Here is a 21,102-nt window from a genome sequence, read left to right as displayed (position 1 = left end):
TCAAGCCACTCAGAACTCAATCACCACTTTCCCACGCATATGTCCCTCCAGCACTTTACGGTGCGCCTCGGTAATGCTTTCCACGCTCAGCCCGTGCAGCGTTTCGCTGAGCGAACTTTCCACCACGCCGTTATCCACCAGTTTTGCCACCTCATTGAGGATCTCCCCCTGACGCGCCATATCCGCGGTCTGGTACATGCTGCGGGTGTACATAAACTCCCAGTGCAGGGCGGCGGATTTGGACTTCAGCTTGTCCTGGTTCAGCGGATGTTCATTTTCAACGATGGAACAGATATGCCCCTGCGGCGCAATCAGTTCGCTGACCGCATCCCAGTGCCCGTCGGTGTCGTTGAGGATGAAAATGTAATCCACAAAGGTGAGCCCCTGTTTCGCCAGCTCGCCTTTCAGATCGCGGTAGTTGACGACAATATCAGCCCCGCGATCGCGGCACCACCGGGCGGAATCTTCTCGTGAAGCGGTTGCGACGATCTTCACCTTGCTGTTGTGCTTCGCAAAGGGGATCGCCAGCGATCCCACGCCGCCCGCGCCGCCGATGATCAGCAGCGTTTTGTCCGCCCCGGCATCCTGAATGTTCAGGCGTTCAAACAGACCTTCCCACGCGGTGAGCGCGGTCAACGGCAGTGCAGCGGCAGCCGCCCAGCCGAGGCTGGCAGGCTTGTGGCCGACTATGCGTGCATCAATCAGCTGGTGCGTGGCGTTGCTGCCCGGGCGGGTGATGTCGCCCGCGTACCAGACCTCGTCACCCGGTTTGAATCCGGTCACGCCAGCCCCCACGGCTTTGACGATCCCGCTGGCGTCCCACCCGAGAATACGCGGCTCGCTCAGCCCGTTTTTAGCAATGCCCGCGTGGACTTTGGTATCGACCGGGTTAACGGAGACGGCCTTCACCTCCACCAGCAGATCGTGCTCGCCGGGCTGCGGCATTGGCGGGGTGATTTCAATGAAGGTGGACGGATTTTCTGGGTTAACGGCAATAGCTTTAACAGACATGGTGTGCTCCTCAATGGCATGCGTTTTGTTGAGGCTAGTCTATAAAGTGGACAGTTGCGTGATAAGATGGACAATCAAGAACTCAGCGTTCGTACAGGGTGAACAATCATGTTTAAGCAGCTGCAGGATATGGCGCTGTTCGCGCTGGTGGCGGAGATGGGCAGCTTTACCGCGGCGGCGCAGAAGGCGGACCTGCCAAAATCCAGCGTTAGCCAGCGAATTAGCCAGCTGGAGCAGCAGGTGGGTATCCGCCTTCTGAACCGCACCACGCGCAGGATCAGCCTCACGTTTGCGGGCGAGCACTATCTGGTGCACTGTCGCGAGATGCTGGCGGCCAGCGAGCGGGCCGAGTACGCCATTCAGCGGCTGCGCGAAAACCCGAGCGGGCGGCTGCGGATCACCTGTCCGGCGGGGATTGGGGCGACGCTGCTGGCGCACATGAATGCCGAGTTTCAGCTTCGCTATCCTGACGTGTCGCTGGATGTGTCGATCTCTGATGACGTGGTGGATCTGGTCGAGGCCGGTTTTGACGTAGCGCTGCGTACCGGCAAGCCGCAGGACTCCTCCCTGATTGGCCGGATGATCGGGCACTGCCCGCGCTACATGCTGGCCTCGCCGGACTATCTGGCGCGTCGGGAGCCGCTGACGCATCCCCGTCAGCTGGTGGAGCACCGCTGCATTACGCACCGGGCGTGGTCGGAGTGGCTTCTGCGAAGCGAGAGCGAGGATTACCGCTACCTGCCGGATAACGCGCACATGACCGATAATCTGGTCTACGCCCGCGAATGTGCAATTTTCGGTGCGGGGATCACGCTGCTTCCCGCCTTCCTGGTAGAAGATAAAATTGAAAAAGGGGCGCTGGTTCAGGTGCTGCCGGAGTGGAATGTTGAAGGTAACGATCTGTGGCTGGCCTACCCAAGCCGCAAGCTGAATTCGCCTGCGCTGATGAGCTATATCGACTTTGCGATGCAGTTTGACGAGGTGAAGCGGTATTACGTGGGTGGGTGATTTTGTGCGGCCTGATGCCCTCACCCTGGCCCTCTCCCACGGGGAGAGGGTACAAACATAAAAAACGGCAACCGAGGTTGCCGTTTTGCTTTTATTTCGCGATACGCTTGTACTTAATACGCTTCGGCTCCAGCGCGTCGGCGCCCAGCGTGCGTTTCTTGTACTCTTCGTATTCGGTGAAGTTACCTTCGAAGAACTCCACCTTACCTTCGTCCTGATAGTCCAGGATGTGGGTCGCGATACGGTCCAGGAACCAGCGGTCGTGCGAGATAACCATCGCACAGCCCGGGAACTCCAGCAGGGCGTTTTCCAGCGCGCGCAGGGTTTCGATATCCAGGTCGTTTGTTGGTTCATCGAGCAGCAGAACGTTACCGCCCACCTGCAGCAGCTTCGCCAGGTGCAGACGACCGCGCTCACCGCCGGACAGCTCGCCCACGCGTTTGCCCTGGTCGGTGCCTTTGAAGTTAAAGCGGCCAACATAGGCGCGGCTTGGCATCTCGGTGTTGCCGATACGCATGATATCCAGACCGCCGGAGACTTCTTCCCACACGGTTTTGCTGTTATCCATTGCGTCACGGAACTGGTCAACGGAGGCCAGCTTCACGGTTTCACCCAGGGTGATAGAGCCGCTGTCAGGCTGTTCCTGACCGGACATCATGCGGAACAGGGTGGATTTACCCGCGCCGTTCGGACCGATGATACCAACGATAGCGCCTTTCGGTACGGAGAAGGTCAGGTCGTCGATCAGCAGACGGTCGCCGTAGGACTTACGCAGGTTGGTCACTTCAACCACTTTATCCCCCAGACGTGCTCCAGGTGGAATAAACAGTTCGTTGGTTTCGTTACGTTTCTGGTATTCGGTGTTGTTCAGCTCTTCGAAGCGTGCCAGACGGGCTTTGCCCTTAGACTGACGGCCTTTCGCGCCCTGACGCACCCACTCTAGCTCTTTCTCGATAGACTTACGACGCGCCGCTTCCTGAGAAGCTTCCTGCGCCAGACGCTGATCTTTCTGCTCCAGCCAGGAAGAGTAGTTGCCTTCCCACGGAATGCCTTCACCGCGGTCCAGCTCCAGGATCCAGCCAGCGACGTTGTCGAGGAAGTAACGGTCGTGGGTAATCGCCACAACGGTGCCTTCGAAGTCGTGCAGGAAGCGCTCCAGCCACGCCACGGATTCTGCATCCAGGTGGTTAGTCGGTTCGTCGAGCAGCAGCATGTCTGGTTTTTCCAGCAGCAGGCGGCACAGCGCCACGCGGCGGCGTTCACCCCCGGAGAGGTTCGCGATTTTCGCATCCCAGTCCGGCAGACGCAGGGCATCAGCCGCGCGCTCCAGCTGCACGTTCAGGTTGTGACCGTCGTGCGCCTGGATGATCTCTTCATACTTGCCCTGCTGCGCGGCCAGCTTGTCGAAGTCCGCATCCGGCTCAGCGTATTTGGCATACACTTCATCCAGACCTTTCAGCGCGTTAACCACTTCGGATACCGCTTCTTCAACGGATTCGCGAACGGTGTGTTCCGGGTTCAGCTGAGGTTCCTGCGGCAGGTAACCAATCTTGATGCCAGGCTGCGGACGGGCTTCACCTTCGATGTCTGTATCAATGCCGGCCATGATGCGCAGCAGGGTGGACTTACCGGCACCGTTGAGACCCAGAACACCGATTTTTGCGCCCGGGAAGAAGCTCAGCGAGATATTTTTAAGAATATGACGTTTCGGCGGGACAACTTTGCCGACACGATGCATGGTATAAACGAATTGAGCCACGTTGGACTTCGCCTCTTTTATCGTAATGAGAAGGAATTTCAGCCTCGAAGTGTAGCCTTTTTCACGTCCTAATCCCAGCCAGGAACGTCGGGAGTGTTAAAACGCGCAAGAAAGGTAAAAAAGTGTCCATGACGTGGCGCGTTGAAGAATGCCTGGTTAGCATAAGTTAATTAGACTTTGACGTGGCAAGACGCTGCAATTGACGAAAAAACAATGAGGAAGAGCTTGTGGAAAAAGCCAAACGGGTGGTCTGGCGTCTGCTGGCTGCCAGCGTATGCGTAATGGCGGTAAGCCAGGCGGTGCATGCCGATTCACTGGATGAACAACGTAACCGCTACGCCCAGATTAAACAGGCGTGGGACAACAAGCAGATGGATACCGTGCAGGCGCTGATGCCGACGCTAAAGGATTATCCGCTGTATCCGTATCTGGAGTATCGCCAGATAACCGACGATCTGATGAACCAGCCTACCGTCACCGTGAATAACTTCATTCAGGCGAACCCAACCCTGCCGCCAGCCCGAAATCTCCAGTCTCGCTTTGTGAATGAGCTGGCGCGTCGCGAAGACTGGCGCGGACTGCTGGCTTTTAGCCCGGAAAAGCCGAACGCCACCGAAGCGCAGTGTAACTATTACTACGCAAAATGGGCGACCGGCCAGCAGGAAGAGGCCTGGGCCGGAGCGAAAGAGCTCTGGCTGACCGGAAAAAACCAGCCGAACGCCTGTGATTCTCTGTTTAGCGCGTGGCGTGCTTCCGGCAAGCAGGATCCGCTCTCCTACCTTGAACGCATCCGTCTGGCGATGAAAGCCGGTAACACGCGTCTGGTGACCACGCTGGCGGGGCAGATGCCGTCCGATTACCAGACGATCTCCACGGCGGTTATCTCGCTGGCTAACGATCCAAACAGCGTCCTGACCTTTGCCCGCAGTACGGGCGCGACCGATTTTACCCGCCAGATGGCGGCGGTGGCCTTTGCCAGCGTGGCGCGTGACGATGTGGAAAACGCGCGGCTGATGATCCCGCAGCTGGTGCAGGCGCAGCAGCTCAATGAGGAGCAAACCCAGGAGCTGCGCGACATCGTGGCGTGGCGACTGATGGGCACCGATGTGACCGATGAACAGGCGCGCTGGCGTGACGATGCGATTATGCGTTCGAATTCTACGTCGCTGGTGGAACGCCGCGTGCGCATGGCGCTGGGCACGGGCGATCGTCGTGGGCTCAATACCTGGCTCGCGCGGTTGCCAATGGAGGCCAAAGAGAAAGACGAATGGCGCTACTGGCAGGCCGATCTGCTGATGGAGCGCGGTCGTGATGATGAGGCCAAAGAGATCCTCCATTCGCTGATGCAGCAGCGCGGGTTTTACCCAATGGCTGCCGCGCAGCGTCTGGGCGAAGAATACACTTTCCGTATAGATAAAGCGCCCGCTAACGCGAACCCGGCACTGACGCAGGGGCCAGAAATGGCGCGCGTTCGCGAGCTGATGTACTGGAATATGGATAACACCGCGCGCAGCGAGTGGGCGAATCTGGTGACCAGTCGCACCACCGATGAGAAAGCCCAGCTTGCCCGCTATGCGTTTGATAATCACTGGTGGGATCTCAGCGTGCAGGCGACGATCGCCGGCAAGCTTTGGGATCATCTGGAAGAGCGTTTCCCGCTGGCGTACAAAGATCTGTTCGATCGCTACACCAGCGGCAAAGATATCCCGCAAAGCTACGCGATGGCGATTGCCCGTCAGGAGAGCGCGTGGAACCCGAAAGTCCGTTCCCCGGTGGGCGCCAGCGGCCTGATGCAGATTATGCCGGGCACGGCGACGCACACGGTGAAGATGTTTAATATTCCGGGCTACAGCAGTCCGTCGCAGCTACTGGATCCGGATACCAACATCAACATCGGTACCAGCTATCTCCAGTACGTGTATCAGCAGTTCGGCAATAACCGCATCTTCTCTTCGGCGGCGTATAACGCGGGTCCTGGGCGCGTGCGCACCTGGCTCGGCAACAGCGCCGGACGCATCGACGCGTTAGCGTTTGTGGAGAGCATCCCGTTCTCGGAAACGCGCGGCTACGTGAAGAACGTGCTGGCCTATGACGCTTACTATCGCTACTTCATGGGGCAGAAAGATACCCTGATGAGCGATGCCGAGTGGCAGAGACGTTACTGATCGGCGTGGGTTGTGTTATGCTGTACTCGCTAAAGAGTACAAGAGGCAGCATAACATGACCCAGCATTCCCCGTATTCCTCGGCAATGGCCGAACAACGTCATCTGGAGTGGCTTCGTTTTGTGGAGCTGCTGCGTCAGTCTTACGAACAGGATCTGCATTTACCCCTTATGCAGCTGATGCTCACGCCGGACGAGCGTGAGGCGCTGGGCACACGCGTGCGGATCATTGAAGAGCTGCTGCGCGGAGAGATGAGCCAGCGCGAGCTGAAAAATGAGCTCGGCGCGGGTATCGCAACGATCACCCGCGGCTCGAACAGCCTGAAGTCGGCCCCGGTTGAGCTGCGCCAGTGGCTGGAAGCGGTGTTGTTGAAAAACGCCGGATGACGGCTACGCCTTATCCGGCCTACAAACTTACCGATAAATCGCGTTATGGAACGGGCTTAAGGCCAGAATCACGGCCTGATGATAAACGCCTGAACGCGTCAGCGCGCCTGCGGTAAAGACGCCAATCGCCCCTTCTTTACGGCCAATCTCATCGATGCCGGTGTACTGCGACATCACCGGCCCGAGCGCTTCACCCGCACGGACTTTTTCCAGAATGATCTCCGGCAGCGGCAGGGTGGCCGAACGTGCTTCACCGCGCTGCTCGCGGCTTTCGATGACCACCCAGCTAAAGGTTGCGCCTTCGTCGATACCTGCTTCAATCGCTACCCAAAAGTCAGCATTCGGTGCCGCGGCCTTAGCGTTTGCCACGCGATTTCGTGCGCCAGCGCGCGTTTCCTCGCTGCCAAACGGCTGTTCAGGTACGCCACTCTCGACGCCGATGGCCTCAATATGGCAGGATCCTGCGCCGAAGATCTCGTCAAATGCCCTTAGAATTGCCTGAATTTTGGCAGGATTAGTGGTAGCAGAGACAACATGGTGCATAATTAAGCTCGATTCAAAAAAAACTCATCGCAGTATAACGGAAAAAAAGCATGTTACAGGTATACCTTGTTCGCCACGGTGAAACGCAGTGGAACGCCGAGCGACGTATTCAAGGCCAGTCAGACAGTCCTCTCACTGAGAAGGGTGTGCAGCAAGCGTGGCAGGTGGCGGAACGCGCCAGAACGCTGGGCATTACCCACGTGATCACCAGCGATTTAGGTCGCACACAGCAGACGGCGCGCATCATCGCAGATGCCTGCGGCTGTGACGTCATGCTGGAGCCGCGCCTGCGCGAGCTGGATATGGGCGTGCTGGAGAAACGCCATATCGATACGCTGACGGAAGCGGAGGAGGGCTGGCGCCGCACGCTGGTGAACGGTACCGAAGATGGCCGCATTCCCGAAGGCGAATCCATGCAGGAGCTTAGCGTACGCATGCATGCCGCCCTGGCGGAGTGCCTGAAGCTGCCGGCGGGAAGCCGTCCGCTGCTGGTGAGTCACGGGATTGCGTTGGGTTGCCTGGTGAGCACTATTCTGGGGTTACCGGCTTACGCTGAGCGCCGTTTGCGCCTGCGTAACTGCTCCATTTCCCGGATTGATTATCAGGAAAGCGCGTGGCTGGCGTCGGGCTGGGTAGTAGAGATGGCAGGGGACATTTCGCATCTTGATGCCCCTGCGCTTGACGAACTGCAGCGTTAACGACGTATCGGAATCAAGAATTCCATACGCAGATTGATTGGGCCTTCTTCCGGTTTGGCATCCTGCGCCGGGTAGTAGCGCTCAATGTCCTGACCTTTACGGCGATTCAGATTCAGCATCGGCATGCAGGTTCCGTAAACGGTCAGGATAAACTCCTGAACCCCCGTTCCCAGCCCTTCATAGGCGAACATCACGTATTCGCCGCCTTCCAGCACGACTGGCTTCGAACCCTGAATATACCCATTGGCCATCTCGGGCGTCAGCGCGGTGGTGTAGAACACCTCCTGCTCGTCGTCTTTTTCCTGGCTTGGGTGCGTTTCGTTGAGGCCATACAGAATTGGCGGGATTGTCGGTGCGTGGCTCAGGAAGTCGCGCCAGAACTGGACGCGCATCTGATGACGGAACTCTGAAATCTGCTCCAGGGAGCACGAGTAACTCTGTGTCGTGCCGATCAGATGGGTTTCAGGCAACGTGACAATTTCGTATTTTGGCATCGCGAACTCGCCCAGACGCAGCGGCGGACGCATGCCAAACGAGCTCCAGTCAGGCGAGCGACGATAAAGCGCTGGCGTCAACGAGAACTGTTTTTTGAAGGCGCGGGTGAAGGTCTGCTGTGAATCGAAACGATATTGCAGGGCAATATCCAGAATAGGCCGCGCGGTCAGGCGCAATGCCACAGCAGATTTTGATAAACGACGTGCGCGAATATAGGCCCCGATAGCATGACCGGTGACATCCTTGAACATCCTTTGCAGATGCCACTTGGAATAGCCTGCTTTAGCCGCCACATTATCCAGTGACAAAGGCTGGTCGAGATGACCTTCCAGCCAGGTGAGCAGGTCGCGAATAATTCCAGCCTGATCCATATACTATCCTCATCCTTAAAACAGCAGGTGCCTGATAACAGGTTAGCGGATAATAGCATTTTTTGATGTTTTAGCATTCAGTGTTTTTTTTGCGCATTCATGCTTTTTAGAGCACATTACAGGCAGATATATTCTAATCCTGTGATCTTGCTACATTTTTGTCTAAAGTGTTGAATAATCGCTCAGTGTAATTTTAAAGAATGGTAACAATATGAAATACAAGACTTTGATCTTCACCGCGTTGATGCTGATGGTTGGGCGCGTGGCGCAGGCAGAACAGATTGGCTCCGTCGATACCGTGTTCAAAATGTTCGGCCCGGACCACAAAATCGTGGTGGAGGCGTTTGACGATCCGGACGTGAAAAACGTCACCTGCTACGTCAGCCGCGCGAAAACGGGTGGTATCAAAGGCGGGCTGGGACTGGCGGAAGATACCTCCGATGCGGCGATTTCCTGTCAGCAGGTGGGGCCGGTTGAGTTGAGCGATAAAATTAAAAACGGCAAAGCGCAGGGCGACGTGGTGTTCCAGAAACGGACCTCGCTGGTGTTCAAAAAGCTGCAGGTGGTGCGTTTCTATGATGCCAAACGCAACACCCTGGCTTACCTCGCCTACTCTGACAAAGTGGTGGAAGGCTCGCCGAAAAACGCGATCAGCGCGGTGCCGATTATGCCGTGGCGGGAATAAAAAAACGGCGCAAATGCGCCGTTTTTTAATGCGTTAACTGCGGGATTACTCCTGCAGATCGCCGCAGAAACGATACCCTTCGCCGTGGATCGTGGCGATGATTTCCGGCGTATCTGGCGTAGATTCGAAATGCTTACGAATACGACGAATGGTCACGTCTACGGTACGGTCGTGCGGTTTCAGCTCACGGCCGGTCATTTTCTTCAGCAGCTCTGCACGGGACTGAATTTTGCCCGGGTTTTCGCAGAAGTGCAGCATCGCGCGGAATTCACTGCGCGGCAGTTTATACTGCTCACCGTTCGGGCTAATCAGCGAACGGCTATTGATATCAAGTTCCCAGCCGTTGAATTTGTAGCTGTCTACGCTACGACGCTCTTCGCTGACCGTACCCAGGTTCATGGTGCGGGACAGCAGGTTGCGTGCACGAATGGTTAACTCGCGAGGATTGAACGGCTTGGTGATGTAGTCATCCGCACCGATTTCCAGGCCAAGAATTTTATCAACTTCGTTATCACGGCCCGTCAGGAACATTAACGCGACGTTCGCCTGCTCGCGCAGTTCGCGCGCCAGAAGAAGACCGTTTTTGCCCGGCAGGTTAATATCCATGATCACCAGGTTGATATCATTTTCAGAAAGGATCTGATGCATCTCTGCGCCATCGGTCGCTTCAAAGACATCGTAGCCTTCTGCTTCGAAAATGCTCTTTAACGTGTTGCGTGTTACCAACTCGTCTTCAACGATAAGAATGTGCGGGGTCTGCATGTTTGCTACCTAAATTGCCAACTAAATCGAAACAGGAAGTACAAAAGTCCCTGACCTGCCTGATGCATGTCGCAAATTAACATGATCGGCTTAACGTGACTAAAGTACGTAATTGCGTTCTTGATGCACTTTCCATCAACGTCAACAACATCATTAGCTTGGTCTTGGGTACTTTCCCTTTGGACCCGACAGTGTCAAAAACGGCTGTCATCCTAACCATTTTAACAGCAACATAACAGGCTAAGTGACACCAGACACCCAATAAAACTACGCTTCGTTGACATATATCAAGTTCAATTGTAGCACGTTAACAGTTTGATGAAATCATCGTAGCCGAATGCTAGCCTTTGTCACAATTTTTCAATAAACCAACTAGTTGCGGACATTGATTTATAAACGAAGCGAATCCAATCAGAATAGGGTATTCATGTCGCTATTATCATTATAAAACATGGGGATAATAGTGTTCTGTTAACATTCTAACTGATTGTTCAGACAAGGAATAGTTTAGCGTTTTTAATTTGTTATGAAACGCTATTTCGGTGATTTGTGTTGCATTTTTGTAAATTCGCGCCGCGTAATATGTTGAAGTGCATCACATTTTTGCCCGCTAACTGATTAAAAAGAGAGCATAAATGCATCTGTCGATTGTACTGGTTGCCCCAGCCAGAGCCGAAAATATAGGCGCTGCCGCGCGCGCCATGAAGACCATGGGATTCACCGATTTACGTATCGTGGACAGCACTGCCCACCTGGAGCCTGCGGCTCGTTGGGTAGCGCACGGATCGGGCGATATCCTCGATAATATAACCACTTACGCGACGCTTGCTGATGCGCTGCACGACATTTCGTTTACCGTTGCGACCACCGCGCGCAGCCGGGCGAAGTTCCATTACTATGCCACGCCAGCGGAGCTGGTGCCGATGCTGAGCGAGAAAAGCCAGTGGCTAGATAAAGCCGCGCTGGTGTTTGGTCGTGAAGATTCCGGATTGACCAACGAAGAGCTGGAGCTGGCGGACGTTCTTACCGGTGCGCCGATGGTCGCCGATTATCCCTCCCTGAATTTAGGCCAGGCGGTCATGGTTTATTGCTATCAATTAGCCTCCCTAATACAAATCCCCCAGTCTCCGGCAGAAGGGGCAAATGAAAATCAGCTGGCTGCGCTGCGCGCTCGCGTTGAGCAACTGTTGTCTCAGCTGGGTGTGGCGGACGATCAAAAAATGGCTGACTGGTTGAAGCAGCGTTTGGGGCGTCTTGAGCAGCGGGACACCGCAATGCTGCACCGTTTGCTGCACGATATTGAAAAAAAATTGGCGGAGTAAAATCCTGCCATAAGTTTTTACTATGGCGAATAAGTCTGTCCAGAAGGGTTGCTATTGGGCGAATCGGATGAAAATAAATCTGCAAACAGCGGGACGTGAGAGTCTCCCGAATTGTGATCAAATTAAAAATTCGTTGACTTAAGGTGCCCGATCCTTTAACCCTAAAAGAATACAGGACAGACAGATAATAATGACAGAGTACACAACATCCATGAAACGCATCAGCATCACCACCATTACTACAACCATCATCATTACCACAGGTAACGATGCGGGCTGACGCGTACAGGAAAAACAAAAAAAAGCCCGCACCTGAACAGTGCGGGCTTTTTTTTCGGCTAAAGGAAACGAGGTAGAACCATGCGAGTGTTGAAGTTCGGCGGTACATCAGTGGCAAATGCAGAACGTTTTCTGCGTGTTGCCGATATCCTGGAAAGCAATGCCAGGCAGGGGCAGGTTGCTACCGTGCTCTCTGCCCCGGCAAAAATCACGAACCATCTGGTGGCGATGATTGAAAAAACCATCGGTGGCCAGGATGCACTCCCGAACATCAGCGACGCAGAGCGTATCTTCGCTGACTTGCTGCAAGGGCTGGCAGAGGCGCTGCCAGGCTTCCCACACGCTCAGCTGAAGTCCTTCGTTGAGCAGGAATTCGCGCAAATCAAACATGTCCTGCACGGCATCAGCCTTCTCGGCCAGTGCCCGGACAGCGTCAACGCGGCGCTGATCTGCCGGGGCGAAAAACTCTCTATCGCCATCATGGCCGGCGTGCTGGAAGCGCGCGGACATAGCGTGACCGTGATCGACCCGGTTGAAAAACTGCTGGCGGTGGGCCACTACCTCGAATCCACCGTTGATATTGCCGAATCAACCCGCCGTATCGCCGCAAGCAAAATTCCTTCTGACCATATGATCCTGATGGCAGGCTTCACCGCCGGTAACGAGAAGGGCGAGCTGGTGGTGCTGGGCCGTAACGGCTCCGACTACTCCGCCGCCGTACTGGCCGCCTGTTTACGCGCGGACTGTTGTGAAATCTGGACTGACGTCGACGGCGTTTATACCTGTGACCCGCGCCAGGTTCCGGACGCCAGACTGCTGAAGTCGATGTCGTACCAGGAAGCGATGGAGCTTTCCTACTTCGGCGCCAAAGTGCTTCATCCGCGTACCATCTCCCCGATTGCCCAGTTCCAGATCCCTTGCCTGATTAAAAACACCGGTAACCCGCAGGCGCCGGGTACGCTGATTGGCGCGAGTACCGATGAAGACGGTCTGCCGGTCAAAGGCATCTCCAACCTGAACAACATGGCGATGTTCAGCGTCTCCGGCCCGGGGATGAAAGGGATGGTCGGAATGGCGGCGCGCGTCTTTGCGGCTATGTCCCGCAACGGTATCTCGGTGGTGCTGATTACCCAGTCTTCTTCCGAATACAGCATCAGCTTCTGCGTGCCGCAGGCTGACTGCCTGCGCGCCCGTCGCGCGCTGGAGGAGGAGTTCTATCTGGAACTCAAAGAAGAGCTGCTGGAGCCGCTCGCCATTCAGGAACGCCTGGCGATTATCTCCGTGGTCGGCGACGGCATGCGCACGCTGCGTGGTATTTCCGCGAAGTTCTTTGCCGCGCTGGCGCGCGCCAATATCAATATCGTGGCGATTGCCCAGGGCTCGTCAGAGCGTTCAATTTCTGTTGTTGTGGACAACGATGACGCCACCACCGGCGTACGCGTGGTTCACCAGATGCTGTTCAACACCGATCAGGTCATCGAGCTGTTCCTGATTGGCGTGGGCGGCGTGGGCGGCGCGCTGCTGGAGCAGGTGAAGCGTCAGCAGGAGTGGCTGAAGAAGAAACATATCGATCTGCGCGTCTGCGGGATTGCCAACTCCAGAGCGTTGCTCACTAATGTTCACGGTCTGAACCTGGAGAACTGGCAGGCCGAGATGAACGAGGCGAAAGAGCCGTTCAACCTGGGCCGCCTGATCCGTCTGGTGAAAGAGTATCATCTGCTTAACCCGGTGATTGTCGACTGTACCTCGAACCAGGCGGTGGCCGACCAGTACGCCGACTTCCTGCGCGAAGGGTTCCACGTGGTGACGCCGAACAAAAAGGCCAACACCTCGTCGATGGATTACTATCACCAGCTGCGTCTGGCGGCGAGCAAGTCGCGCCGCAAGTTCCTGTACGACACCAACGTGGGCGCGGGCCTGCCGGTTATCGAGAACCTGCAGAACCTGCTGAACGCGGGCGACGAACTGCAGCGTTTCTCCGGCATTCTCTCCGGCTCGCTGTCGTTTATCTTTGGCAAGCTGGATGAAGGCATGAGTCTGTCGGAAGCGACCCGCGCCGCGCGCGAGCTGGGCTATACCGAGCCGGATCCGCGTGACGATCTCTCTGGTATGGACGTGGCGCGTAAGCTGCTGATTCTGGCACGTGAAACGGGCCGTGAGCTTGAGCTTTCCGATATCGTGATTGAACCCGTGCTGCCAGCAGAATTTGACAGCAGCGGTGATGTCGCTGCATTCATGGCAAATTTGCCGCAGCTTGACGATGCTTTTGCCGCGCGCGTTGCGAAAGCCCGTGATGAAGGTAAGGTATTGCGCTATGTTGGCAACATTGAAGAAGATGGCGTGTGCCGGGTGAAGATTGCCGAAGTGGATGGCAACGACCCGCTGTACAAAGTTAAAAACGGCGAAAACGCCCTCGCGTTTTACAGCCACTATTATCAGCCATTGCCGCTGGTGCTTCGCGGCTATGGCGCAGGGAACGATGTTACGGCGGCGGGTGTGTTTGCCGATCTGCTGCGTACCCTGTCATGGAAGTTAGGAGTTTAACATGGTCAAAGTTTATGCCCCGGCTTCCAGCGCGAATATGAGCGTCGGATTTGACGTGCTGGGCGCGGCGGTGACGCCGGTGGATGGTTCACTGCTGGGCGATACGGTCACAGTGGAAGCGGCAGACAGCTTCAGCCTGAACAACGTGGGCCGCTTCGCCAGCAAACTGCCGTCTGAGCCGCGCGAAAATATCGTCTATCAGTGCTGGGAACGCTTCTGTCAGGAGATCGGCAAAAACGTGCCGGTTGCCATGACGCTGGAAAAAAGTATGCCGATTGGCTCGGGGCTGGGTTCCAGCGCTTGTTCGGTGGTCGCCGCGCTGGTGGCGATGAACGAGCACTGCGGCAAGCCGCTGAACAACAACCGCCTGCTGGGGTTGATGGGCGAGCTGGAAGGGCGCATCTCCGGCAGCATTCACTATGACAACGTGGCGCCGTGCTTCCTCGGCGGCATGCAGCTGATGATCGAAGAAAATGGCATCATCAGCCAGCAGGTGCCAGGGTTTGATGAGTGGCTGTGGGTGCTGGCCTATCCGGGCATTAAGGTCTCTACCGCGGAAGCGCGTGCGATCCTGCCCGCGCAGTATCGTCGCCAGGACTGTATCGCCCACGGGCGTCATCTGGCGGGCTTTATTCACGCCTGCTACACCCGTCAGCCGCAGCTGGCGGCGAAGCTGATGAAGGACGTCATTGCCGAGCCGTACCGCACAAAGCTGCTGCCCGGCTTTAACGAGGCGCGACAGGCATCGATGGATATCGGCGCGCAGGCGTGCGGCATCTCCGGCTCCGGCCCGACGCTATTCGCCCTGTGCGACAAGCCTGACACCGCGCAGCGCGTGGCGGACTGGCTCTCTAAACACTACCTGCAAAATCAGGAAGGCTTTGTTCATATTTGCCGTCTGGACACGGCTGGCGCACGAGTACTGGGATAATTAATGAAACTCTATAACCTTAAAGATCATAACGAGCAGGTCAGCTTCGCGCAGGCGGTAACTCAGGGGCTGGGCAAAAATCAGGGGCTGTTCTTCCCGCATGACCTGCCGGAATTCCAGCTGACCGAGATCGACGAGCTGCTGAAGCAGGACTTCGTCACCCGCAGCACCAAAATTCTGTCTGCGTTTATCGGCGACGAAATTCCGCAGGAGCTTCTGGAAGAGCGCGTGCGTGCGGCGTTCGCTTTCCCGGCGCCGGTTAAGCAGGTTGAGCCTGACGTTGGCTGCCTGGAGCTGTTCCACGGCCCGACCCTGGCGTTTAAAGACTTCGGCGGCCGCTTTATGGCGCAGATGCTGACCCACATCAGCGGCGACAAACCGGTGACCATCCTGACCGCGACCTCCGGCGATACCGGTGCGGCGGTGGCGCATGCCTTCTACGGCCTGAAAAATGTCCGCGTGGTGATCCTTTATCCGAAAGGCAAAATCAGCCCGCTGCAGGAAAAACTGTTCTGTACGCTCGGCGGCAACATTGAAACCGTGGCAATTGACGGCGATTTCGATGCCTGCCAGGCGCTGGTCAAGCAGGCTTTCGACGACGAAGAGCTGAAGGTGGCTCTGGGTCTGAACTCTGCCAACTCCATCAACATCAGCCGTCTGCTAGCGCAGATCTGCTACTACTTCGAAGCGGTGGCGCAGCTGCCGCAGGAAGCGCGCAACCAGCTGGTGATCTCCGTGCCGAGCGGTAACTTCGGTGACCTGACGGCGGGCCTGCTGGCGAAATCCCTGGGTCTGCCGGTCAAACGCTTTATCGCGGCGACCAACGCCAACGACACCGTGCCGCGCTTCCTGAAAGACGGGAAGTGGGCGCCGAACGCCACGCAGGCGACGCTCTCCAACGCAATGGATGTGTCACAGCCGAACAATTGGCCGCGCGTGGAAGAGCTGTTCCGCCGTAAGATCTGGCGTCTGGGTGACCTGGGCTACGCCGCGGTGACGGATGAAACCACCAAAGAAACCATGCGCGAGCTGAAGGCGGTGGGGTATACCTCTGAACCGCACGCGGCGATTGCCTACCGCGCGCTGCGCGACCAGCTTAACCCGGGTGAATATGGCCTGTTCCTGGGCACCGCGCATCCGGCGAAGTTCAAAGAGAGCGTGGAAGCGATCCTGGGCGAAACGCTGCCGCTGCCGAAAGAGCTGGCCGAGCGCGCCGACCTGCCGCTGCTGTCACATGAGCTGCCCGCGGATTTTGCCGCGCTGCGTAAGCTGATGATGACGCGCGCGTGATTGTGTTGCCCGGTGGCGGCTACGCCTTACCGGGCCTACAACGACCACGACGACCTAATCGTAGGCCGGGTAAGGTGAAGCCACCACCCGGCTTTTTTATGGAGAAATTAAGGAGAGAAAAAGCAGGAAAAAAGCAGAAATTCCCAATAAATGCGGTCACTTAGCGTTTAGGATTGCAGAGAATAACATCCCCCGTTCCCCTCGCGTACTCTCCTTACATCGGCCCACGTTGGGCAAGAAGAATAAGGAGACACCTGTGTCTACACTGAAACCTGCACTCATCGCGCTTTCACTGGTGCTGGCCGCCCCCATGGCGGTTCAGGCATCTGAAATTACCCTCGTACCTGCGGTCAAACTGCAGATTGGCGACCAGGATAACAACGGTCATTACTGGGACGGCGGCCGCTGGCGCGACCACGACTGGTGGAAAGCGCACTATGACTGGCGTGATAACCACTGGCGTCCACATGATGAGCATCGTAAACACGACGCTCGTCACGATGACCATCACCACGATGACCGCCGCGACGATCGCGGCCCGGACTGGAAACACCATTAATGCAAAACCCCGCCAGCTGGCGGGGTTTGTTTTTACTGCTCGTGGCGCTTAAATACCAGCTCGCCTTTCCCTGACGATGCTTCGTCAAAGAAATAGCCTTCGCTGTTAAATTTGGTTAACTGCTCCGGCTTCGTCAGGCGGTTCTGGATGATGTAGCGGCTCATCAGGCCGCGCGCTTTCTTAGCGTAGAAGCTGATCACTTTGAACTTACCGTTCTTCTCGTCGAGGAATACCGGTTTGATAATCTCCGCATCCAGCTTTTTCGGCTTCACCGACTTGTAGTATTCGTCGGATGCCAGGTTAATCACCACGTTATCGCCCTGAGCGTGCAGCGCCGCGTTCAGCTTATCGGTAATGATATCGCCCCAGAAATGGTACAGGTCTTTGCCTTTGGCATTTTCCAGGCGAATCCCCATCTCCAGACGATACGGCTGCATCAGATCCAGCGGGCGCAGTACGCCGTACAGACCTGACAGCATGCGCAGATGTTGCTGGGCAAAATCGAAATCGGCTTCGCTAAAATCTTCCGCCTGCAGGCCGGTATAGACATCACCTTTAAACGCCAGAATCGCCTGGCGAGCGTTAGCCGGGGTGAAATCCGGGTGCCACTCGTGAAAGCGGGTCGCGTTAAGATCGGCCAGCTTGTCGCTGATGCTCATCAGCGAGGCGATTTGCGGCGCAGAGAGCTTACGCGCTTCGCGGATCAGCTGTTGCGAGTAGTCCAGCAGTTCAGGCTGGGTATAGCGCTCGGTGGCGAGCGGGCTCTGGTAGTCGAGCGTTTTTGCAGGTGAAATCAGAATCAGCATATCCAGTCCTTGCAGGAAATTTAGAGCGACTTTAGCAAAAAATCGCCCTGAATTGATCGATAGCTGTTATTGCCGCGGCAAATCATCCCACGTGCCGGGGGCAAGCTGCGCCTTAATATCGGGATAGCGGGCGGGATCAAATACCGGCGGAACGCCGAGTTTGCGCTGACGCAGATAGTCTCTGGCAATCAGGGTCACAACGGGCGAGAGCAGCAGGATAGCGGTGAGGTTCGTGATCGCCATTAGCGCCATAATGATATCGGCCAGCTGCCAGACCAGCGGCATACTGAGGAAGGAGCCAGCGATGATCATCAGAATGACCGCGAGCCGCAGGGCTCCGATTGCGGTACGGGAGTCGAGCTTCAGGAAAATAAGGTTATTTTCGGCGTAGAGGTAATTCACCACAATCGAACTGAAGGCAAACAGTACCAGGACGAGCGAGACAAAACCTGCACCCCAGCCGCCGGTCAGGTTCACCAGCGCCTGCTGGAGAAGCTGTATCCCGGCGGTTCCAGAGGAGTGCGGGACGGGGCCTGCCAGCAGCAAAATCATGGCGCTGGCGGAACAGATGATAATGGTATCGGTAAAGACGCCAATCATCTGCACAATGCCCTGTGCGGCCGGGTGCGGCGGCCAGGAAGAGGCGGCGGCTGCCGCGTTGGGGGTTGATCCCATACCGGCTTCATTGGAGAACATGCCCCGCTGAAAACCCGCCATCAGCGCCTGGCTGAAGGTATAGCCCAGCGCCCCGGAGGCCACCTCGCGCCAGCCAAAAGCGCTTTTGACGATGGTCGCAATCACGCCAGGCACCTGGTCGATATGCAGGGCGGCGACGAACAGGCTCGCGACAACCCAAAGCAGCGCCATAACGGGAACCAGCCACTGCATCAGGCGGGCAACGCCCCTGAGACCGGCAGAAATGGTGAGCAGAACGACGAGGGCTAAAGCAATACCGGCGACCCACTCCGGGCAGGAGAAGGCATAGCGCAGGGCATTGGCGACAGAATTTGCCTGGACGGTATTAAAAATAAGACCGTATGCGAGCAGTAAAAAAAGCGAGAACAGAACGCCCATCCAGCGCATCCCCAAGCCACGCGCCATGTACCACGCGGGACCTCCGCGAAACTGGCCGTTTTTATCTTTCTCTTTATACAGCTGGGCGAGCGAACTTTCAGCAAAGGAGGTGGCCATTCCGAGTAGCGCCGTCACCCACATCCAGAAGACCGCGCCTGGCCCGCCGGCGCTGATGGCCAGCGCAACGCCCGCCAGATTCCCGCTGCCGAGGCGTGCCGCCAGGCTGGTACAGAGTGCCTGGAACGACGTTAATCCGCCCGGCTGGGGCGTAACGCTGTTTTTCAGACTTCTGCCAAACTTGCGAATATAACGAAACTGGATAAACCCACTGCGTAGCGTAAACCAAATACCTGCTCCCAGAAGCAGGTAAATCATTATCGAACCCCACAGGACTTCGTTAATAAAGAAAAAGAAATCAGGCATTAACGTCCCTCTTGTTGATGCCAAAGTGAATATGTAAGCGCTACCACTGATTGGGCATGCTGTTGCTTAGCAGCCTGTTAATCTTCCGAGTTTACCATACTCTGCCTAAGCGCACTGTCTGCGGTTGCGCTACCCCTCCGTCGTGTTATCATCAGGGCAGACCGGTTACATCCCCCTAACAAGTAAACCTGTCATTTTTCCGCTGCAGACATGCTGTCGGTAGCGTGAATTATCCAGGGCACGTTAAAAGAGAAACACTATCATGACGGATAAATTGACCTCCCTTCGTCAGTTCACCACTGTCGTAGCTGACACCGGAGATATCGCGGCAATGAAGCTGTACCAGCCGCAGGATGCCACAACTAACCCTTCTCTGATCCTTAACGCCGCACAGATCCCTGAGTATCGCAAACTGATTGACGACGCAGTGACCTGGGCGAAAGCACAGAGCAACGACCGCGCGCAGCAGGTTGTGGATGCCACCGACAAACTGGCAGTGAACATCGGTCTGGAAATCCTGAAGCTGGTTCCTGGCCGTATCTCTACCGAAGTGGATGCACGTCTCTCCTACGACACCGAAGCGTCTATCGCCAAAGCGAAACGCCTGATCAAAATGTACAACGACGCTGGCATCAGCAACGACCGTATCCTGATCAAACTGGCTTCTACCTGGCAGGGTATCCGCGCGGCAGAGCAGCTGGAAAAAGACGGTATCAACTGTAACCTGACCCTGCTGTTCTCCTTCGCGCAGGCGCGTGCATGTGCAGAAGCAGGCGTATACCTGATTTCTCCGTTCGTGGGCCGTATTCTGGACTGGTACAAAGCCAACACCGATAAGAAAGAGTACGCGCCGGCTGAAGATCCAGGCGTGGTTTCTGTTACTGAAATCTACGAATACTACAAACAGCACGGCTATGAGACTGTGGTTATGGGCGCAAGCTTCCGTAACGTCGGTGAAATCATCGAGCTGGCTGGCTGTGACCGCCTGACCATCGCCCCTGCGCTGCTGAAAGAGCTGGCAGAAAGCGAAGGTACCATCGAGCGTAAGCTGTCTTACACCGGTGAAGTGAAAGCACGCCCAGAGCGCATCACTGAATCCGAGTTCCTGTGGCAGCACAACCAGGATCCAATGGCTGTAGATAAGCTGGCGGACGGTATCCGTAAGTTTGCTGTTGACCAGGGCAAACTGGAAAAAATGATCGGCGACCTGCTGTAATCATTCTGCGTGACCGGGCTCCCGGTCACGCGACTTCTTTCGTACCCTGTCTGAATCTCCTCTCTGCGTGTATCATTCCCTTTAATCAGTACTTTTTGAATGGAATGGATATGAATACCTTACGCATCGGCCTAGTGTCGATTTCTGACCGCGCCTCCAGCGGCGTTTACCAGGATAAAGGCATCCCCGCTCTGGAAGAGTGGCTTGGCAGCGCGCTGACCACCCCCTTTGACATTCAGACCCGCCTGATCCCTGACGAACAGCCGATCATCGAGCAGACGCTCTGCGAGCTGGTGGATGAGATGAGCTGCCACCTTGTTCTGACGACGGGCGGAACCGGCCCCGCGCGCCGCGACGTGACGCCGGACGCAACGCTGGCGATTGCCGATCGTGAAATGCCGGGCTTTGGCGAGCAGATGCGCCAGATAAGTCTACACTTTGTCCCGACGGCCATTCTCTCCCGTCAGGTGGGCGTAATCCGCAAACAGGCATTGATTCTGAACCTGCCGGGCCAGCCGAAGTCGATCAAAGAGACGCTGGAAGGGCTGAAAGCAGAAGATGGCAGCGTCCTCGTTCACGGCATCTTTGCAAGTGTACCGTATTGTATACAGTTGCTTGACGGTCCGTATGTGGAAACCGATGAGAAAGTGGTAGCAGCTTTTCGCCCGAAAAACGCACGTCGCGAAACAATCTCCTGAAATTAACCAATATGTGACATTAGCTGAAGCGGCGATAGCGTGGTAAAGCTTTTACGGTATAGTAATTTTTTCTTTACG

At 56.2% G+C, this 21,102-nt stretch carries 21 protein-coding genes and 1 other annotated feature; of the genes, 14 read left to right on the top strand and 7 right to left on the bottom strand.

The features are described 5' to 3' along the window. Positions 1 to 9: 9 nt before the first annotated feature. Positions 10 to 1,011 (bottom strand): zinc-binding alcohol dehydrogenase family protein, encoded by a 1,002-nt coding sequence (locus tag USF70_RS14420; RefSeq protein WP_221702796.1) that lies wholly within the window; start codon positions 1,009 to 1,011, stop codon positions 10 to 12. A gap of 108 nt (positions 1,012 to 1,119) precedes the next feature. Between USF70_RS14420 and USF70_RS14415 the strand changes: the two genes are divergently transcribed. Then, a complete protein-coding gene (locus USF70_RS14415; RefSeq protein WP_320735726.1) occupies positions 1,120 to 2,019 on the top strand; it encodes a LysR family transcriptional regulator in 900 nt (299 codons plus the stop codon). A 91-nt stretch (positions 2,020 to 2,110) separates the two neighbouring features. Here the strand turns inward: USF70_RS14415 and ettA are convergent, their stop codons facing one another. Next, entirely contained in the window at positions 2,111 to 3,778 is a 1,668-nt protein-coding gene (ettA, locus tag USF70_RS14410; RefSeq protein WP_006810191.1) for an energy-dependent translational throttle protein EttA, read from the bottom strand. Between the two features lie 227 nt (positions 3,779 to 4,005). Between ettA and sltY the strand changes: the two genes are divergently transcribed. Together sltY and trpR are read left to right on the top strand one after the other, a co-directional pair. Then, positions 4,006 to 5,943 carry a murein transglycosylase gene (gene sltY / locus USF70_RS14405; RefSeq protein ID WP_033144584.1) on the top strand — a complete coding sequence of 646 codons (1,938 nt, stop codon included), beginning with the start codon at positions 4,006 to 4,008 and terminating at the stop codon, positions 5,941 to 5,943. Between the two features lie 55 nt (positions 5,944 to 5,998). After that, complete coding sequence (trpR, locus tag USF70_RS14400; RefSeq protein ID WP_023310330.1) at positions 5,999 to 6,328, top strand: trp operon repressor; 330 nt, start codon at positions 5,999 to 6,001, stop codon at positions 6,326 to 6,328. Positions 6,329 to 6,355: 27 nt separating this feature from the next. Here trpR and yjjX read toward each other — a convergent pair whose 3' ends face one another. After that, positions 6,356 to 6,871 carry an inosine/xanthosine triphosphatase gene (yjjX, locus tag USF70_RS14395; protein WP_023334447.1) on the bottom strand — a complete coding sequence of 172 codons (516 nt, stop codon included), beginning with the start codon at positions 6,869 to 6,871 and terminating at the stop codon, positions 6,356 to 6,358. A gap of 50 nt (positions 6,872 to 6,921) precedes the next feature. On the opposite strand from yjjX, the gene gpmB reads away from it, so the two are divergent. Then, positions 6,922 to 7,569 carry a 2,3-diphosphoglycerate-dependent phosphoglycerate mutase GpmB gene (gene gpmB, locus USF70_RS14390; RefSeq protein ID WP_023310332.1) on the top strand — a complete coding sequence of 216 codons (648 nt, stop codon included), beginning with the start codon at positions 6,922 to 6,924 and terminating at the stop codon, positions 7,567 to 7,569. Here the strand turns inward: gpmB and robA are convergent. Beyond that, positions 7,566 to 8,435: an MDR efflux pump AcrAB transcriptional activator RobA gene (robA, locus tag USF70_RS14385; protein ID WP_033144587.1), complete on the bottom strand. Its 870-nt coding sequence runs from the start codon at positions 8,433 to 8,435 to the stop codon at positions 7,566 to 7,568. The two genes, gpmB and robA, sit on opposite strands and share 4 nt — an antisense overlap. A 211-nt stretch (positions 8,436 to 8,646) precedes the next feature. Between robA and creA the strand changes: the two genes are divergently transcribed. Then, entirely contained in the window at positions 8,647 to 9,120 is a 474-nt protein-coding gene (gene creA / locus USF70_RS14380) for a protein CreA (RefSeq protein WP_032660778.1), read from the top strand. 45 nt (positions 9,121 to 9,165) lie between these two features. On the opposite strand, the gene arcA is transcribed toward creA, so the two are convergent. After that, positions 9,166 to 9,882, bottom strand: coding sequence for a two-component system response regulator ArcA (arcA, locus tag USF70_RS14375; RefSeq protein WP_003856501.1), 717 nt, complete (start codon positions 9,880 to 9,882; stop codon positions 9,166 to 9,168). Between the two features lie 95 nt (positions 9,883 to 9,977). On the opposite strand from arcA, the gene yjjY reads away from it, so the two are divergent. From yjjY to USF70_RS14340, 7 genes are all read left to right on the top strand, one after another. Further along, the gene (yjjY, locus tag USF70_RS14370) at positions 9,978 to 10,118 is read left to right on the top strand and encodes a protein YjjY (RefSeq protein ID WP_085928893.1); all 141 of its coding nucleotides are present in this window, start codon (positions 9,978 to 9,980) and stop codon (positions 10,116 to 10,118) included. A gap of 399 nt (positions 10,119 to 10,517) precedes the next feature. Continuing rightward, on the top strand, positions 10,518 to 11,204 hold the full coding sequence (locus USF70_RS14365) for a tRNA/rRNA methyltransferase (RefSeq protein WP_232938638.1): 687 nt from the start codon (positions 10,518 to 10,520) through the stop codon (positions 11,202 to 11,204). 211 nt (positions 11,205 to 11,415) lie between these two features. After that, complete coding sequence (gene thrL / locus USF70_RS14360) at positions 11,416 to 11,484, top strand: thr operon leader peptide (protein WP_015572623.1); 69 nt, start codon at positions 11,416 to 11,418, stop codon at positions 11,482 to 11,484. Continuing rightward, positions 11,423 to 11,540: a sequence feature (Thr leader region), on the top strand. It overlaps the preceding gene by 62 nt. 24 nt (positions 11,541 to 11,564) lie before the next feature. Next, the gene (gene thrA, locus USF70_RS14355; protein WP_069303648.1) at positions 11,565 to 14,027 is read left to right on the top strand and encodes a bifunctional aspartate kinase/homoserine dehydrogenase I; all 2,463 of its coding nucleotides are present in this window, start codon (positions 11,565 to 11,567) and stop codon (positions 14,025 to 14,027) included. A gap of 1 nt (position 14,028) precedes the next feature. Further along, positions 14,029 to 14,958: a homoserine kinase gene (gene thrB, locus USF70_RS14350; RefSeq protein WP_032660770.1), complete on the top strand. Its 930-nt coding sequence runs from the start codon at positions 14,029 to 14,031 to the stop codon at positions 14,956 to 14,958. Between the two features lie 3 nt (positions 14,959 to 14,961). After that, positions 14,962 to 16,248, top strand: a complete 1,287-nt coding sequence (gene thrC, locus USF70_RS14345; RefSeq protein ID WP_039260864.1) for a threonine synthase — start codon at positions 14,962 to 14,964, stop codon at positions 16,246 to 16,248. A gap of 256 nt (positions 16,249 to 16,504) precedes the next feature. After that, positions 16,505 to 16,807: a DUF2502 domain-containing protein gene (locus tag USF70_RS14340; RefSeq protein ID WP_182071487.1), complete on the top strand. Its 303-nt coding sequence runs from the start codon at positions 16,505 to 16,507 to the stop codon at positions 16,805 to 16,807. Between the two features lie 32 nt (positions 16,808 to 16,839). Here USF70_RS14340 and yaaA read toward each other — a convergent pair whose 3' ends face one another. Both yaaA and USF70_RS14330 read right to left on the bottom strand, forming a co-directional pair. Then, entirely contained in the window at positions 16,840 to 17,613 is a 774-nt protein-coding gene (gene yaaA / locus USF70_RS14335; RefSeq protein ID WP_039260860.1) for a peroxide stress protein YaaA, read from the bottom strand. Positions 17,614 to 17,679: 66 nt separating this feature from the next. Further along, complete coding sequence (locus tag USF70_RS14330; protein ID WP_069303649.1) at positions 17,680 to 19,110, bottom strand: alanine/glycine:cation symporter family protein; 1,431 nt, start codon at positions 19,108 to 19,110, stop codon at positions 17,680 to 17,682. A 262-nt stretch (positions 19,111 to 19,372) separates the two neighbouring features. On the opposite strand from USF70_RS14330, the gene tal reads away from it, so the two are divergent. Then, positions 19,373 to 20,326, top strand: a complete 954-nt coding sequence (gene tal / locus USF70_RS14325) for a transaldolase (protein WP_023310342.1) — start codon at positions 19,373 to 19,375, stop codon at positions 20,324 to 20,326. A gap of 110 nt (positions 20,327 to 20,436) precedes the next feature. Continuing rightward, on the top strand, positions 20,437 to 21,024 hold the full coding sequence (gene mog / locus USF70_RS14320) for a molybdopterin adenylyltransferase (protein ID WP_023310343.1): 588 nt from the start codon (positions 20,437 to 20,439) through the stop codon (positions 21,022 to 21,024). Positions 21,025 to 21,102: the final 78 nt, after the last annotated feature.

It is taken from the genome of Enterobacter sp. 237C8, from assembly GCF_034106865.1.
Lineage (GTDB): Bacteria > Pseudomonadota > Gammaproteobacteria > Enterobacterales > Enterobacteriaceae > Enterobacter > Enterobacter asburiae_B.
The sequence above is the reverse complement of the archived record's forward strand: the minus strand, read 5'-3'. Positions and strand labels throughout refer to the sequence as shown.